We start from the raw sequence: 16,008 nt of genomic DNA, 5'->3' as shown, positions 1-16,008 counted from the left end.
ATGGGGGATCGACAACAACCCATGCGCGCCATCGCCGCAGGCGTGATGCTGGCCGTGGAAAACGGCCAATCCCTGTCCCAGTGCCTGCCGCCAGCCCTTAACCGCCTGCCCGCCAACGAACGCCCCGAACTCCAGGCGCTTTGTTATGGTACGTGCCGCTGGTTTCACCGACTGGAGGGCGAACTCAATGGCCGGCTGAAAAAGCCCCTGCGCAAACCGGACCGCGTCGTCCATCACCTGATGCTGGTTGCGCTGTTCCAGTTGCGCTTCAGCCAACAGGCCACTTACGCCATACTCAATGAAACCGTCGAAGCCTGCCGGGCCCTGGACAAACCGCACCTGACCGGCCTGGTGAACGGGGTACTCAGGGCCGCAGAACGGGAAGGCGCACCCGAGCCAGCAGACGATTCTGCCCGTTTCAGTCACCCCGTCTGGATGGTGGAAAAACTCCGCCACAACTGGCCGGAAGACTGGCAGCAGATTCTGAACGCCAACAATGCCCAGGCGCCCATGACATTGAGGGTGAACGCGTTGCGTTTTTCCCGGGACGAGTATCTCGGCCTGCTGAAAGAAGCTGGCATTGAGGCCAGCCCGACCCGTTTCGCACCCCTCGGCATTCAATTGGCCCATCCTGTTCCCGTCGACCAACTACCCTGGTTCGCCGATGGTGCCGTCAGCGTTCAGGATGAAGCGGCGCAGCTGTGCACCACACTGCTGGATCTGGCGCCAGGCCAGAGAGTTCTGGATGCCTGCGCCGCGCCTGGGGGCAAAACCTGCGCAATCCTGGAAAGTTGTGGCGAACTGGCAGAAGTGGTCGCCATAGATGAATCCGCGGAACGCCTGCCTCGGGTCCAGGAGAATCTGGATCGCCTGGATCTGGACGCCACTCTGAAACAGGCCGATGCTGCTGCGACCGACCAATGGTGGGACGGCGAGGCATTCGACCGCATTCTGCTGGACGTGCCTTGCAGCGCCAGCGGCGTGATTCGCCGTCATCCCGATATCAAGTTATTGCGCCGCGAATCGGACATTACTCCCCTTGCGGCTATACAGCTCGGGTTACTGGACGCGATGTGGGCTATCCTGAAACCCGGAGGCCGGCTGGTGTATGCCACCTGTTCGGTGTTCCCCCAGGAAAACCACCGTATAATTCAGCGGTTCTGCAAGCAGCAGACCGATGCCATCCTTGTTGAGCCAGAGGCTCAGTGGGGGCGCGATATGGGTGCGGGGCGGCAACTGCTCCCCGATCCGGACAGCCATGACGGCTTCTTCTATGCCGTGCTGGAGAAACCCGAACCATGAAAATCCTGATTCTCGGGGCCGGCCAGGTCGGCGGAACACTCGCCGAAAACCTTGCCAACGAAGCCAACGACATCACCATCATCGACTCCGACAGTGCCCGGTTGCGGGAGCTGCAGGACCGGCTTGATATCCGCACGGTCCAGGGTGCGGCGTCCTATCCGACGTCACTGCGCCAGGCCGGGGCCGAGGATGCCGACATGCTCATCGCAGTGACCAACAGCGACGAGACCAATATGGTGGCGTGCCAGGTCAGCAAGCTTCTGTACAAGACACCGACCACCATCTGCCGGGTGCGGGCCAACGCCTACCTGGCAAAATCGGAGCTGTTCTATCAGCGTGACCAGACCAAGGATCTGGACAGTCTCCGCGGCTTCCCGATCGACGTTCTGATCAGCCCCGAGCACCTGGTGACCAAGCACATTACCCGGCTGATCGAAAACCCCGGCGCCCTGCAGGTGCTTGAGTTCTCCAAGGGGCTGACCCGTCTGGTGGCCATCCGCGCCACGAAGGGCGGGCCTCTGGTGGGCCATGAGCTGTCTTACCTGCGCACCCACATGCCCAAGATCGATACCCGGGTGGCGGCAATTTTCCGGAAAGACCGGGCAATCATGCCCGAAGGAAACACAGTAATTGAAGACGGCGATGAGGTGTTCTTCATTGCTGCGGCCGACCACATCAAGTCTGTCATGAGTGAGCTCCAGCCGCTGGTAAAACCTTACAAGCGCATCTTTATCTGCGGCGGTGGCAACATTGGCCAGCGCCTGGCCAACACCCTTGAAAGCCGTTACCAGGTCAAGCTGCTGGAACGGGACCACGAGCGCTGTGTGATGCTTTCTGAAAACCTGCGCAAGACCGTGGTGCTCGAAGGCAACGCCGCCAACAAGGACATCCTGCTGGAAGAGAACATCGAAAACACCGATGTATTCTGTGCGGTGACCAACGACGATGAAGCCAACATCATGGCCTCACTTCTGGCCAAGCGCCTCGGTGCCCGCAAGGTACTGACCCTGATCAACAACCCGGACTACGTGGACTTGATCCAGGGTGGCGACATCGACGTGGCCATCTCGCCCCAGCAAACCACCATCGGCAGTCTACTGACCCACGTACGCCGGGGCGACGTGGTAAACGTTCACTCACTGCGCAGAGGCGCTGCCGAGGCGATCGAAGCAATTGCCCACGGCGACCATCGATCGTCCAAGGTGGTGGGCAAACGGCTGGATGAAATCAACCTGCCGGAAGGCACGACCATCGGTGCCATTGTCCGTCGCAACGAAGTTCTGATCGCCCACGATCACCTCCGGATACAGCCGGATGACCACGTTATCCTGTTCCTGGTCGATAAAACCCGCATCCGCGATGTGGAAAAACTGTTTCAGGTTGGGCTCACCTTCTTCTGACTTAGAAATACACAGCCAGCACGCGTATAATGCGCCTTTCTTTTTTCAGAGCGTCCCGAAGGATAACCGGGGCGCCACACACAGACTGATCAGCAGGCAACCGTCGTGACAGACAAGGCAACAAAACAGACTACTCCGGATATCGGGACCTTCCAGGGCCTGATCCTGGCTCTGCAGAATTTCTGGGCGCAGCATGGCTGCGTGGTTCTCCAGCCCCTGGACATGGAAGTGGGTGCCGGCACCTTCCACCCGGCCACCTTCCTGCGTGCCATCGGGCCGGAAACCTGGAACGCTGCCTATGTACAGCCCAGCCGCCGCCCCACCGACGGCCGTTACGGTGAGAACCCCAACCGCCTGCAGCACTATTACCAGTTCCAGGTGGTTCTGAAGCCATCGCCGGACAACATTCAGGAACTGTATCTGGATTCCCTCCGTGCCCTGGGCCTGGACCCGCTGGTGCACGACATCCGGTTTGTGGAAGACAACTGGGAGTCCCCGACACTGGGCGCCTGGGGCCTGGGCTGGGAAATCTGGCTGAACGGTATGGAAGTCACCCAGTTTACCTACTTCCAGCAGGTTGGCGGCCTGGAGTGCTTCCCGGTTACCGGCGAGCTGACCTACGGGCTGGAGCGCATCGCCATGTACCTGCAGGGCGTGGACAGCGTATACGATCTGGTCTGGACGGAAGGCCCTGACGGTGTGGTCACCTACGGTGACGTGTTCCACCAGCAGGAAGTGGAGATGTCCACCTACAACTTCGAGCACGCCGACACCGAGTTCCTGTTCCACAGCTTCGATGTTCACGAACGGGAAAGCGCTCGCCTGATTGAAGCGGGCCTGGCACTGCCAGCCTACGAGCAGGTACTCAAAGCCTCCCACACCTTCAACCTGCTGGACGCCCGCCACGCCATCTCGGTGACCGAGCGTCAGCGTTTCATCCTTCGGGTTCGCACCCTGGCTCGAGCCGTTGCCCAGGCCTACTTCGACAGCCGTCGCTCGCTCGGCTTCCCGCTCGCCCCCGAGGCGTTGCGCAAGGAAGTCCTCGCCGCGGCTGAGGCCGCCGACGACAAGGCGAAAAGCAAGAAGGGCAAGAAAGCGAAGAAGGCACAGCAGGAACAGGGGAACGCATAACCATGGCTACACAGGATTTTCTGGTCGAACTGGGCACCGAAGAGCTGCCCCCCAAGGCCCTCAAGCCGCTTTCTGATGCCTTCACCCAGGGCATTGCCCGGGGTCTGGAAGAAGCAGGCGTCGAATTCGCAAAGGTAGAAAGTTTTGCCGCTCCGCGCCGTCTCGCAGTGCGCATTCGGGATCTGGCCGATTCCCAGCAGGACAAGTCGGTTGAAAAGCGTGGTCCTGCCGTCAAGGCGGCATTCGACGATGCGGGCAACCCGACCCGCGCTCTGACCGGCTTTGCCACCTCCCTGGGCGTCACCCCGGACCAGCTCGACACCCTGGAAACCGACAAGGGTGCCTGGGTGGTCTACCGCACGGTCGAGCAGGGCAAGCCCACCGTGGAACTGATGCCGGAACTGGTGGAGCAATCCCTGGCAGGCCTTCCGATTCCCAAGCGCATGCGCTGGGGCGCCCACCGCACCGAGTTCGTTCGCCCGGTGCACTGGGTCGTCATGCTGTTTGGCAACAAGGTGATTGAAGCGCCGATTATGGGGCTGACCCCGGGCAACAAAACCCGCGGTCACCGCTTCCACTGCCCGAAATCCCTGATCGTGCCCACGCCGAATGATTACGAAGTCGTTCTCAAGCAGGAAGGTTATGTAATTGCCGACTTCGCGGAGCGCCGGGAACAGATCCGTGCCGGCGTGACCGAACTGGCCGAGAAGGAAGCCGGTGGTAAAGCGGTCATTGATGAAGACCTGCTGGACGAAGTCACCGCACTGAACGAGTGGCCGGTGCCGTTGATGGGCCGCTTTGAAGAGCGATTCCTTGAGGTTCCTGCAGAAGCCCTGATTTCCTCCATGAAGGAACATCAGAAGTACTTCCACGTGGTGGCCGCCGACGGGGAAATGCTGCCGCTGTTCATTACCGTCGCCAACATTGAGAGCAAGGATCCGTCCCAGGTGATCTCCGGTAACGAGAAAGTGATCCGGCCCCGTCTTTCCGACGCCGCGTTCTTCTACGAAACCGACCGCAAGACCAAGCTTGAGGATCGCATCGACGCTCTCAAGCCCATTGTATTCCAGGAGAAGCTGGGCAGTATCTACGATAAATCCGTACGCGTAGCGGCCCTGGCCAGGAAGATTGCCGACGCCATCGGCAGTGATCCGGCGCTGGCCGAGCGCGCCGCCATGCTGGCCAAGACCGACCTGGTCACCGAAATGGTCCTGGAGTTCACCGATCTGCAGGGCATCATGGGCCAGTACTATGCGGCCAACGATGGCGAGCCGGAAGACGTGGCCAAGGCGCTGAACGAACAGTACATGCCCCGTTTCGCGGGCGACGACCTGCCGACTACCCTCACCGGCTGTGCCATCGCCATTGCCGATCGGCTGGATTCCCTGGTGGGTCTGTTCGGCATCAACCAGCCGCCGTCCGGTACCCGGGATCCGTTCGCCCTGCGCCGCGCGTCTCTGGGTGTGCTGCGTATCATCATCGAGCGCGAGCTGCCGCTGGACCTGCAGACCTGCTGCGAGTGGGCGGAAGAGAACTTCACGGTGCTGACTGAGCAGAATACCGCCAGCACGGTTGTCGACTACATGCTGGAGCGCTTCCGCGCCCATTACGACGAGCAGGGCATTGGTGCCGAGGTTTACCTGGCCGTTCACGCCCGCCGTCCGACTCGCCCTCTGGATTTCGACCGCCGAGTTAAGGCGGTGGAAGCCTTCCGCCAGCTGCCTGAAGCGCAGGCACTGGCCGGCGCCAACAAGCGGGTTTCGAACATCCTGACCAAGCAGGGTGGTGACAGCATCGGAGAAACCGTCGACGCCAGTCTGCTGCAGGACAGCGCGGAAAAGGCATTGGCCGAGCAGGTCGACCAGCAGTCCGCCAAGGTCCTGCCGCTGTTCGAGAACGGCGATTACGCCAGTGCCCTGAGCTCCCTGGCCAGCCTGCGGGAATCGGTGGACAGCTTCTTTGACGAGGTGATGGTGATGGCCGACGATGAGGCCATCCGGAACAACCGTCTGGCCTTGCTGAACCGGCTGCGGAACCTGTTCCTGCGCGTTGCGGATATCTCCCTGCTGCCCACAGCAGGTTGAGGCCGGACGAAGGGGCGCGCACACAGCGATGCTGATCATTCTGGATCGGGATGGGGTCATCAATGAATACGATGGCAATTACATCTGCTCGGCGGATGAATGGCATCCCATTCCCGGCAGCATAGAAGCGGTGGCCCGGCTCTGTAATGCCGGCCACCGGATTGCCATCGCCACTAATCAGTCCGGCATCGGTCGAGGCTATTACGACACCGACGAGCTGGATGCCATGCATGAAAAGCTGGAGCAGCTGGTGGAAGCCCAGGGCGGCTGCATCGATTTCATTGCCTTTTGTCCCCACCATCCCGACGATCAGTGTGGCTGCCGCAAGCCACTGACCGGCCTGCTGGAACAGATTCGACAGCACTTCCACCTGACCAGCCTCCAAGGGGCGATCATGGTCGGCGACAGCCGAAAAGACCTCGAAGCCGGACACGCCGAAGGTTGCCACCCGGTACTGGTACGAACCGGCAATGGCGAGGAAACGGAGCGCCACCTGGACGCCAGGCCCATACCGGGCGCCGATGTCAGTATCTACGATAATCTCAGCAAATTTACGGATGCCCTTTTGTCCGCCGAGGGCTGGTAAAACCAGAGCGAATCCGTATAATACCGGCCGTTGATCGGCGTGTGGCGCAGCTTGGTAGCGCACTTCGTTCGGGACGAAGGGGTCGCAGGTTCGAATCCTGCCACGCCGACCATTTTCCCGCACTCTCTCCCCTGTTTATCTCCTGCTTGAAGCTTCAACGAAGCACAGCAATGACGACGCATCTGGTGTCGGCTTTGTCGTTACCTCCTTAAAGCAAAGGCTCCACCGGCAACAGCGAAAACAGATACACCAATGCCCTCTTGAAGGCGCCGACATTGGGCTCATGATGGTGCTCAATCGTCTCCGATCCATTGAATTCCAGCCAACGCAGTTCGCCGTCCTCATCCAGTATTACTTCGTAGGCCGCCAGCCTGACCTGTTCGGGAAAGGCCGACTCCAGAGCATCGGCCAGTTCCGGGCTCTTGATCAGAAAACCCAGCTCGGTGTTGAGGTTTGCTGAACGGGGGTCGAAGTTGAAGGAACCGACAAAGAGCGTCTCGCCATCCACGGCAAAGGTTTTGGCGTGGAGGCTGGCCGCAGAGCTCCCAACCATGCCGCCAGAGCTCTGGTGCTCGTCTTCATTTTCCGACCTGAATTTACGCAATTCGAACAGTTCGACACCCGCTTCTAATAGAGCCTCCCGGTATTTCGCATAGCCTGAATGCACCAGGGCAACGTCGTTGGCTTCCAGGGAATTGGTGAGAATCCGCACCTCCACGCCGCTCGCTTCCAGATCGCGGAACAACTCTACGCCGGGGTTACCCGGAACGAAGTAGGGCGAAACCAGGGTTACTGTCTTTTCGGGTTCACCCAGGGCCAGGGCCAGCTGTTGGCTCAATAAACCGTGCTCCTCTTCGAGCCCCTGGGCTTTGGCCGGATCATCGCTCACCATCTCGACCGGTGCCCAGACAAACGAAACCTCCTGGTCCAGTAACTCTTGAAGGAAATCTGAATTGCGCAAAGCTGCTACAAAACGCCGGGCCTCTGCATTCTGTTCAACGGCCGCAAGACTGGTTTCCAACGCATCCAGATCTTCATCGCCGACTGCAGACAACAACCGATCCGCCGGATACGAGGACTCACTTGCCCAGTAACGATCAAAATCCTGCGAAACACGGTCCACGACAGGCCCGATGGCCAGGACATCCAGGTCCGAGAACAGGGCACCGCTGCCAACCCCGAAATACTCATCGGCAACATTCCGGCCGCCAATGATGGTGGCCTGGTTGTCAGCCGTAAATGACTTGTTGTGCATCCGGTGGTTCAGGCGGCCGAAGTCGGTCAGGAAGCCGAGGGCCCGGGAACTGCGAATGACGAACGGATTGAACAGCCGAACCTCGACGTTGTCATGATGATTCAGCGCAGACAGCCACTCATCCATGCCTGCGATGCCGTTGTCATCCAGAAGCAGCCGGACCCGCACGCCGCGCTCGGCGGCCCGATACAGCGAGTACAGAAGCAGCTTGCCAGTAATATCGTCCTGCCAGATGTAGTACTGGACATCCAGGGATCGATCGCTGGCCTCGGCAAGCAACGCGCGGGCAACGAAAGCATCAAGGGGATTCTGCAGTGTCGCAATTCCACTCAGGCCAGGGTGGTTTTCGACTTCGTAGCCAACTGCCCGGCCAAGGCGGGTGCCTGCTGTCTGCTCCTGCGAGAAAGCTTCAGACTGTGACCGGTCTTTCAGAGAGGGCAGTGCGCAGCCGGTCAACAGACTTGTTAGCAGGAAGAGCGTCAGCGTGAAGGTTGTTCGGCTTTCGGTCATTTATACAGGGAGCCATCGCGTGATGAATCAATCAATTGAAATCATGGCACAAAGAAACCTGTTGGACAGGTTGCAGAGCCGCGTTTCAAAAATATTGCCAGTTCAATACTGAGGGTCGCGGCTTCAATTCGTTAAACCTATTTGTTCTATAGATATAACTATATTGGATAACGACTGCTGAACGGGTTATTGTTATTCCGACATCAAGAGGCCAACAGCCTCCACCAGTAAAACCCGACAGGAGATTCATCATGAGTTTATTGCTTGGCTCTACCGCCCCGAACTTCACCATCGACAGTACTGCAGGCCAGATCAACTTCCACGACTGGGCCGGCGATTCCTGGGTATTCTTCTTCAGCCACCCGGCCGACTTCACGCCGGTGTGCACCACTGAAATGGGCCGCACCGCTCAGCTGGCGAAAGAATTCGAAGCCCGCAACGTAAAGCCCCTGGGCCTTTCCACTGACACCGTGGAAGAGCACGTAAAGTGGATTGACGATGTCAACGACACCCAGAACTGCAATCTCCAGTTCCCGATCGTTGCTGACGCAGACCACAAAGTGGCCGAACTATACGAAATGATCCACCCCGGCGAGAGCGAAACCGCCGCCGTACGCAGCGTATTCATCATCGACCCAGACAAGAAGATTCGTCTGACCATGACCTACCCGATGGCGGTAGGCCGCAACTTCGACGAAATCCTCCGGGTCATCGATGCCCTGCAAACCGGTGATGCCAACAAGGTTGCCCTGCCGGCCGACTGGCGCAAAGGAGGCGATGTGATCATTCCGCCCTCCATTTCCAATGAGGAAGCCAAAGCCCTGTTCCCACAGGGCTGGAATGAGATCCGTCCGTACCTCCGCACCACCAAGCTCTGATCCGGTTCGCGGATAAATAGAGGCCCGCCGTTTGGCGGGCCCCCCAATGCAGGAGGCCCCCCATGAAACTGATACTGACAGCTCTGCTTGTCACCCTTGCCATCGGCTTCAACGCCCAGGCGGAAGAGGCGCTATCCCTGACCCCACAGGAAACCTATGACCTCGTTCAGGAGCAAGGTGATCGCCTGCTATTTGTCGACGTCCGGGATCCGATTGAAATTATGTTTATCGGCTTTACCGATATGGTCGACAAGAATATCCCGTTCAAACTGGCGGATCGCTCAGACTTTCTCTCGGATAAAGGCCGGTTTGCGATGAACACAAATCGGGATTTCGCTTCACAGGTAGAAGAAGCCCTGAGAGAAAAAGGCCTCACCAGGGATGACCTGGTCATTACCATGTGTCGTTCCGGTTCCAGCCGCGGCAAGCCCAGCGCCGAATACCTGATGGAGCGGGGCTTCACCAATGTGAAATACATTGACCACGGCTTTCAGGGCAGTGGTGCCAAAGAAGGTAAAAAGAAAGGCATGAGAATTGTGAATGGCTGGCAGAATGAAGGCCTGCCATGGTCTATGACGCTCAATCCAGAGAAAATCTATCGTCCGTGATTGGAATGTAAACGCCCGGGGTCGGCCCAGCCCCCCCCGGGCTTCCGCCCTCAGAAGGTGAATGTACGCATCTTCGGGTTCAGCATCTGGCCGGCCATTTCCGGCGGCATGGCCACCCCAACGCCATCAATCAGATCATCTTTGCTGTACTCACTGTTCGGTAGATACAGCGCACAGACTTTAGCCTCACCACCGTTTTTCAACAGGCCGCGCAGCATCTGCCCCGGCGTTACGTTCTTGGGTTTGAGCGCAGGCGCTTCGTAGGACTTGAGCGCCAGGTCACCGGCTTTGTCACAAAGCAACACGTTTACCTTGGCTCCCTGCTGGGCCATGGTGTTCGAAAGCACCATTGCCATGCCCTGGGTTTGCAGCGAATCGCTGGACAGGATGACCAGCACCTCTTCGACGCCGCCTTTGTGGCTGTCGGCCTGAACACTGAAAGGTACGGCTGCAATCAGTGCAGCTGCGGCGACGGCCTTGATTGATTTGATCATGGGAAAAACTCCTTTTTGGTTGATCGAAAGACTTCAAAATCAATGTATCTGGCCAGGGAATGAGCTTCAGTGACAAAGTCACTTTCAGAGCTATGCCTGCCTTAAAGCTGACCCCGCCCTTATATTTCCTTTTATTCTAACGATAGACTCATAAGTTTGGTACCCTTTGATATATCTCAAGCTCACTCGCGCGCAGCAAACAAAGACAAGAGGTTCGAGGCATGACCAGCAACACAACCACCACGGGCAACGTCAAAACCCATACGGTCGTAATCGTAGGCGGCGGGGCGGCCGGTATCTCGGTGGCGTCCAGCATTCATAAGCGGGACAGCAATATCGACATTGCCATCATTGAGCCCGCTACCCGGCATCATTACCAACCGGGCTGGACCATGGTGGGTGGTGGGGTTTTCCGGCCGGAAGTCACCTCCAAGCCTATGGCAGAAGTCATGCCCGCTTTTGTTTCCTGGTACCAGCAACCGGTAAGCGCCATCGACCAGGACAACAACCGGGTTACTCTGGGTGACGGTTCTTCCATGGAATACAAAGCCCTGGTGCTCGCTCCAGGGCTGGAGCTGAACTGGGGCGGCATCGAAGGCCTGGAGGAGGCGTTGGGCTCCAATGGGGTCACGTCCAATTACCGCGAGGGCATGGCCAGCTACACCTGGGACCTCGTCCAGAATCTCAAGAACGGCCGAGCGCTTTTCAGTCAGCCTCCCATGCCGATCAAATGTGCAGGCGCGCCCCAGAAAGCCATGTACCTGTCTGCCGATTACTGGCTCAAACACGGCGTGCTGAACAATCTGGATATCCAGTTCCATAACGCCGGCGCCGTTCTGTTCGGTGTGTCCGATTACGTCCCGGCCCTGGAAGCCTATATCGAAAAATACGGCATCAACCTGAATTTCCAGAGCACACTGGTTGCCGTAAACGGGCCGGCACAGACAGCGGTATTCCGCTCAACCGACAGCGAGGGCAACAGCCAGGAGCGGGAGATCAGCTTTGACATGCTGCACGCCGTCCCACCCCAGCGGGCACCAAAGCTGATTCGTGAATCTGCCCTGGCCAACGAAGGCGGCTGGCTGGATCTTGAGGACGATACCCTGCGCCATAAAACTTACGCCAACATCTTTGGCCTTGGTGACGTGAGCGGAACCGGCAACGCCAAAACCGCCGCTGCAGTGCGTAAACAGGCGCCAGTGGTGGCTGAGAACCTGGTGGCCACGCTCCGAAACCAGCCGCTTGAGGCCGCGTATCTGGGCTACGGCTCCTGCCCGCTGACGGTGGAAAACGGCAAAATTGTACTGGCGGAGTTCGGCTATGGCGGAGTACTGCAGCCCAGCTTCCCGAAATGGATCAACGATGGCACCAAGGCCACCCGGGCCGCCTGGTGGTTGAAGGCCAAGCAGCTGCCAACGCTGTATTGGCACGGGATGTTGAAGGGGCATGAGTGGCTGGCCAGGCCGGCACCGCGCTCAGTCAAACACTGATTTCAGGCGATACCGGAACCATAGGTTCCGGTATTTTTTTGACCCCGATAATTTTGCAGTAACCGTACTTGTGTGCTTGGATTTATTTCTTTACGCGGACTTTCAATAAGAAATACTAAAAATTCAGGTTTTCAACTATCCTCATCGCGGAATGGCCAGGCTATCACCTGTTGAGGACTCACAATGCGTAAAAACCTTCCCGTAACCAGCCACGAAAGAACGTTCAAACCGTCTCAGAAACTGATTTCCTCAACCGACCTGAAAGGCAAGATAAAGCACTGCAATCAAGCCTTCATCGAGGTGAGTGGTTTCAGCCGGGACGAGCTGATTGGCCAGCCTCACAACATTGTCCGGCATCCCGATATGCCACCCGCCGCCTATGAGAACATGTGGTCACACCTTAAGGCCGGACAGCCCTGGATGGGGCTGGTAAAGAACCGTTGCAAGAACGGCGATTTCTACTGGGTAAGTGCCTACGTTACCCCGGTCACCGAAAACGGCAAGGTAGTCGGCTACGAGTCCGTGAGATCCTGTCCCGACAGGAAGGACGTCGAGCGCGCAGAAAAGCTATACGCAGCCCTGAGGGCGGGCAGAACAGGAACCCCATTCTGGCGGCGCGTCCAACCCCCTACCATCTTTCTGGCGCTTGTTTTCATTGTTACAGGGGCATTGTTTCTTGCAGACCAGAAAATGTTGTCCGAGCTTGTTCTGGCAGGCGGCGTAATTGCGTATGCCGGCTGGATGCATCTGGCCAGAAAACAGCTGATGGGCTCGGTCACCAGGCTTCTGGCACACAGCTTCACAGATGATCTGGCCGCAAGAAGCTACACCGATGACGATTTGCCACTGGGACGTATCAAGGTTGCAGTGAGGGCCCAACAAGCTCACCTTGATGCGGTACTCACCCGGCTTGAAGACTCCGCCGATGAGATGCGACTTTACTCAGTGAAAGGTCGGGAAGTCAGCTTCGAAGCTCAGGAGGCCCTCAAACAGCAGCAGGGCGAAACCGAACAGGTTGCGGCAGCCGTACACGAGATGTCCCAAACCATTGCGGAGGTGTCCTCGAACGTCCAGTCCACGGCAGAGCGGGCGGATGGCGCAAAAGAGTTTGCCAATGAGGGGCGTTCTGTTGTTCGCGGGACCCGGGAAGCCATTGAATCTCTCAAAGGTTCCGTTCATGGCATTAGCGCTTCCGTTGGCGAGCTGGCTCAGCAGACTCAGCAGATAGCCTCAGCCGCAAAGATTATCGAAGAAATTGCAGAGCAGACCAACCTGCTGGCCCTGAATGCCGCCATTGAAGCGGCGAGGGCCGGCGAGCATGGGCGCGGATTCGCCGTGGTGGCCGAGGAGGTAAGGGGCCTGGCATCCCGGACCCGCAATTCAACGAGTGAAATCCATGGCATTGTCAGCGAATTGATTGCCCGCTCCGAGGAGGCCAACCAGAAAGCCGACGAGGGCAAGCTTTCGGCAGACGAGGGCATGGAAAAAATGCTCTCGGCCGAGAGCACCCTCAATGACATTGCTGAATCCGTCTCCAACATTGCCGAAATGGCAATGCAGATGGCAGCCGCCGTGGAGGAGCAGGCCCAGGTGTCGGATCAGATCAACGAGCAAGTGGAGAAAATCTCGGATCTGGCATCCAACAACCTGGCCAAAGGTGAAGAGTCCACCGAGTGCGTTAAAAACATTGAGCAGATTGCGAACGATTTGCACGAACTGGTCGTACGTTTCAAATGACAGGACGCAATTCAAACTGTTACATGGAATGGCTTGTCATCTGCGCTCACAATCTCTAGCGTCGGGGCAGTTAGCGATAGAAGGCGCAGCCGAACCTTGTTCAAGAAATAATCACCTGGCCTAGCAAAGTGAGTCACGACCATGGATAGCAATACCCTGGAAAAGCGTCGGCTCACCGCCCTTGAGCGTTTGGGCATTCTCGATACGCCCCCGGAAGACCGTTTTGAAAGGCTTACCCGGATTGCCCGCCAGTACTATGGTGTAAAAACGGCGCTTTTTTCGGTGCTTGATGCCAACCGTCAATGGTTCAAGTCGCGTCAGGGCCTTGATGTCAGCGAGACCCCCCGCCCTGTTGCTTTCTGTGATTATGCCATTCAGCAGGACAAGGCGTTTATCGTCTGCGACGCTACAAAGGACCCTCGCTTTTCACAGAACCCACTGGTTACCGGACATCCCAACATCCGCTTCTATGCCGGCATGCCAGTACGTGAGCCGACCGGTTTCAAAATTGGCACCATCTGCATCATCGACGATCAACCCCGTGATTTCGGGGAACTGGATCTGGACATCCTCCGAAACCTTGCCACGATGATCGAGGACGAGCTTGAGCGAACGTACCTGTCGATCGAGAACCATGAATTCGTCGAAGTATCTCACCTGAACCGATCGATCCAACGAGCATTGAATGTCTTTCTGACCAGTGACAACCAGAATGCGGCCTTCGAGCAGATGCTCAACGATCTCCTGTCGCTCACCGGCAGCCAGTTCGGGTTTATTGGCGAAACCCTGTCAAAAGAGAATGGCGCCCCTTATCTGAAAATCGGAGCGATCACCAATATTGCCTGGAACCCCAAAACCCAGGCGTTGTATCAACAGGTCGAACGCCGGGGGCTTGTGTTCGATCGCCTGGACACCCTGATTGCACTTCCCATGACCTCGGGGGAGGTGGTCATTTCCAGCGATGTCGCGACCGACCCTCGCCGCGGCGGGCTCCCTCAGAGGCACCCCGATATTGATGCCTATATCGGTATTCCGGTGTTTTCCGGCGATCAACAAGTTGGACTGGTGGGGCTGGCGAACCGTCTCGGCGGATACAAAGTAAAACTGGCCGAAGAGCTGGAGCCTTTGCTTCAAACCCTCGGCAACCTGATCGAGCGCAAAAGGTTGCACCATGAGAAGCAGCAACACCAGAAACGCCTTGAAAAAGCGGCGAACTACGATGCCCTCACCGATTTGCCCAACCGCCGGAAACTCACTGAGATTTTCACCCAGGAGCTGCACGAGGCGAACCTGCGAGAAGGCACAGTTGCCCTCTGTTTTATCGATCTGGATGGCTTCAAAGGCATCAACGACCAACATGGCCACGCAGTTGGTGATGCAGTCCTGAAGATCATCTCCGAACGCCTGAAAGCAACTGTGAGGCAACATGACGCCGTCGGTCGTCTCGGGGGAGACGAATTTGTCGCCATACTCCGGGATGTGGAGGATTCGACGGTCTACAACCGCATTCTGGAAGTTGTACGCCGCCCGATCAGTTACCAGAATTCTGTCATGAAACTGTCGGCCAGCATGGGTGTGACCGTTTATCCTGACGACGCCGAGGATCCGGATACACTGCTCCGGCATGCCGATCAGGCGATGTATGCGGCAAAAGATGCGGGCAAAGACAGCTACAGCCTGTTTGACCTCGCCTCCCACTATACCCGGAAAGAGCGTGTCCGCGTTCTCGAGCAGGTTGACGAGGCACTGGCGAAAAAGCAGTTCGAGCTCTACTACCAGCCCAAGATCAACTACCGCACCGGATCGGTAGAGGGTTTTGAGGCACTGATCCGTTGGAACCACCCGGAGGAGGGGCTTCTGTCGCCGGCCCGATTCCTGGAGCACCTTGAATTTACCGAATACGCCAGACAGGTTGGCCTGTTCGTGATGGAAAGCGCAGTCGGCGTGATCTGCGAATTCATGAACCTGGGATTGCCGTATACAGTCAGCATCAACCTGAGCCCGTCCCACTTCCTGAGCGAACACTTCCCGGATGACATCGCCGGCACCATGGACGAGTGCCCCCACGAGGTCCGGGACCGGCTGATCATAGAAATCCTTGAAACCACTGCCCTGGACGACACCACCACGGTCATGAAAAACCTCAGTGTTTGCCGCAATGCCGGGCTGGGCATTTCCCTGGACGATTTCGGCACCGGCTACTCGTCATTGAACTATTTCCGGACCTTGCCGGCCCAGGAAGTGAAAATAGATCGAACCTTCGTGGGGGATCTGATCGGGAACCATGATAACTCGATGATCGTAGAAGCGATTTTGCGCCTGTCCCAGAGTTTTCAGAGGCGTACTGTGGCAGAAGGGGTAGAAACTGCCGAACAGGAGGAGCGTCTACTGTCTCTTGGCTGCGATGTTGGCCAGGGTTATCGTTACAGCCCACCGCTTCCACTTGCAGAAGCGCTCGAATGGGCCAACACTTTCACTTGGGCCCGTTATCGTTCGGGCCAGAACTAGCCGCGAAATCGCGGCCTTCGTGTGA

12 protein-coding genes and 1 tRNA gene are annotated in these 16,008 nt (G+C 57.8%); 11 read left to right on the top strand and 2 right to left on the bottom strand.

Annotated elements, in window-relative coordinates:
- The 6 genes from rsmB (at window position 1) to NUW46_RS00180 (ending at window position 6,615) form a co-directional block, all read left to right on the top strand.
- Window positions 1–1,302: a 16S rRNA (cytosine(967)-C(5))-methyltransferase RsmB gene (gene rsmB, locus NUW46_RS00205; protein WP_418141071.1), complete on the top strand. Its 1,302-nt coding sequence runs from the start codon at window positions 1–3 to the stop codon at window positions 1,300–1,302.
- A complete protein-coding gene (gene trkA / locus NUW46_RS00200; RefSeq protein WP_069182440.1) occupies window positions 1,299–2,702 on the top strand; it encodes a Trk system potassium transporter TrkA in 1,404 nt (467 codons plus the stop codon). Before rsmB ends, trkA begins: the two co-directional genes overlap by 4 nt.
- A gap of 105 nt (window positions 2,703–2,807) precedes the next feature.
- Entirely contained in the window at window positions 2,808–3,833 is a 1,026-nt protein-coding gene (glyQ, locus tag NUW46_RS00195) for a glycine--tRNA ligase subunit alpha (protein WP_041645858.1), read from the top strand.
- Between the two features lie 2 nt (window positions 3,834–3,835).
- Complete coding sequence (gene glyS, locus NUW46_RS00190) at window positions 3,836–5,917, top strand: glycine--tRNA ligase subunit beta (protein WP_418141070.1); 2,082 nt, start codon at window positions 3,836–3,838, stop codon at window positions 5,915–5,917.
- A 28-nt stretch (window positions 5,918–5,945) separates the two neighbouring features.
- Window positions 5,946–6,503 (top strand): D-glycero-beta-D-manno-heptose 1,7-bisphosphate 7-phosphatase, encoded by a 558-nt coding sequence (gene gmhB / locus NUW46_RS00185; protein ID WP_136630759.1) that lies wholly within the window; start codon window positions 5,946–5,948, stop codon window positions 6,501–6,503.
- Window positions 6,504–6,538: 35 nt separating this feature from the next.
- A tRNA-Pro gene (locus tag NUW46_RS00180) sits at window positions 6,539–6,615 on the top strand.
- Window positions 6,616–6,711: 96 nt separating this feature from the next.
- Here the strand turns inward: NUW46_RS00180 and NUW46_RS00175 are convergent.
- Complete coding sequence (locus NUW46_RS00175; protein ID WP_418141069.1) at window positions 6,712–8,268, bottom strand: phospholipase D family protein; 1,557 nt, start codon at window positions 8,266–8,268, stop codon at window positions 6,712–6,714.
- A gap of 251 nt (window positions 8,269–8,519) precedes the next feature.
- Here NUW46_RS00175 and NUW46_RS00170 point away from each other — a divergent pair, with 251 nt between their 5' ends.
- Window positions 8,520–9,146 (top strand): peroxiredoxin, encoded by a 627-nt coding sequence (locus tag NUW46_RS00170; protein ID WP_418141068.1) that lies wholly within the window; start codon window positions 8,520–8,522, stop codon window positions 9,144–9,146.
- Window positions 9,147–9,208: 62 nt separating this feature from the next.
- Entirely contained in the window at window positions 9,209–9,754 is a 546-nt protein-coding gene (locus tag NUW46_RS00165) for a rhodanese-like domain-containing protein (RefSeq protein WP_418141067.1), read from the top strand.
- A gap of 50 nt (window positions 9,755–9,804) precedes the next feature.
- Here NUW46_RS00165 and NUW46_RS00160 read toward each other — a convergent pair whose 3' ends face one another.
- Window positions 9,805–10,248, bottom strand: a complete 444-nt coding sequence (locus NUW46_RS00160; protein ID WP_418141066.1) for a hypothetical protein — start codon at window positions 10,246–10,248, stop codon at window positions 9,805–9,807.
- A 221-nt stretch (window positions 10,249–10,469) separates the two neighbouring features.
- Between NUW46_RS00160 and NUW46_RS00155 the strand changes: the two genes are divergently transcribed.
- From NUW46_RS00155 to NUW46_RS00145, 3 genes are all read left to right on the top strand, one after another.
- Window positions 10,470–11,738, top strand: a complete 1,269-nt coding sequence (locus tag NUW46_RS00155; protein ID WP_418141065.1) for an FAD-dependent oxidoreductase — start codon at window positions 10,470–10,472, stop codon at window positions 11,736–11,738.
- Between the two features lie 183 nt (window positions 11,739–11,921).
- A complete protein-coding gene (locus NUW46_RS00150; RefSeq protein ID WP_418141064.1) occupies window positions 11,922–13,475 on the top strand; it encodes a methyl-accepting chemotaxis protein in 1,554 nt (517 codons plus the stop codon).
- Between the two features lie 141 nt (window positions 13,476–13,616).
- Window positions 13,617–15,983 (top strand): EAL domain-containing protein, encoded by a 2,367-nt coding sequence (locus tag NUW46_RS00145; RefSeq protein ID WP_418141063.1) that lies wholly within the window; start codon window positions 13,617–13,619, stop codon window positions 15,981–15,983.
- Window positions 15,984–16,008 lie beyond the last annotated feature (25 nt).

The sequence above is a fragment of the Marinobacter sp. MA genome (assembly GCF_048298425.1).
Classification (GTDB): Bacteria; Pseudomonadota; Gammaproteobacteria; order Pseudomonadales; family Oleiphilaceae; genus Marinobacter; species Marinobacter salsuginis.
This window is presented reverse-complemented; position numbering and strand designations above follow the sequence as displayed.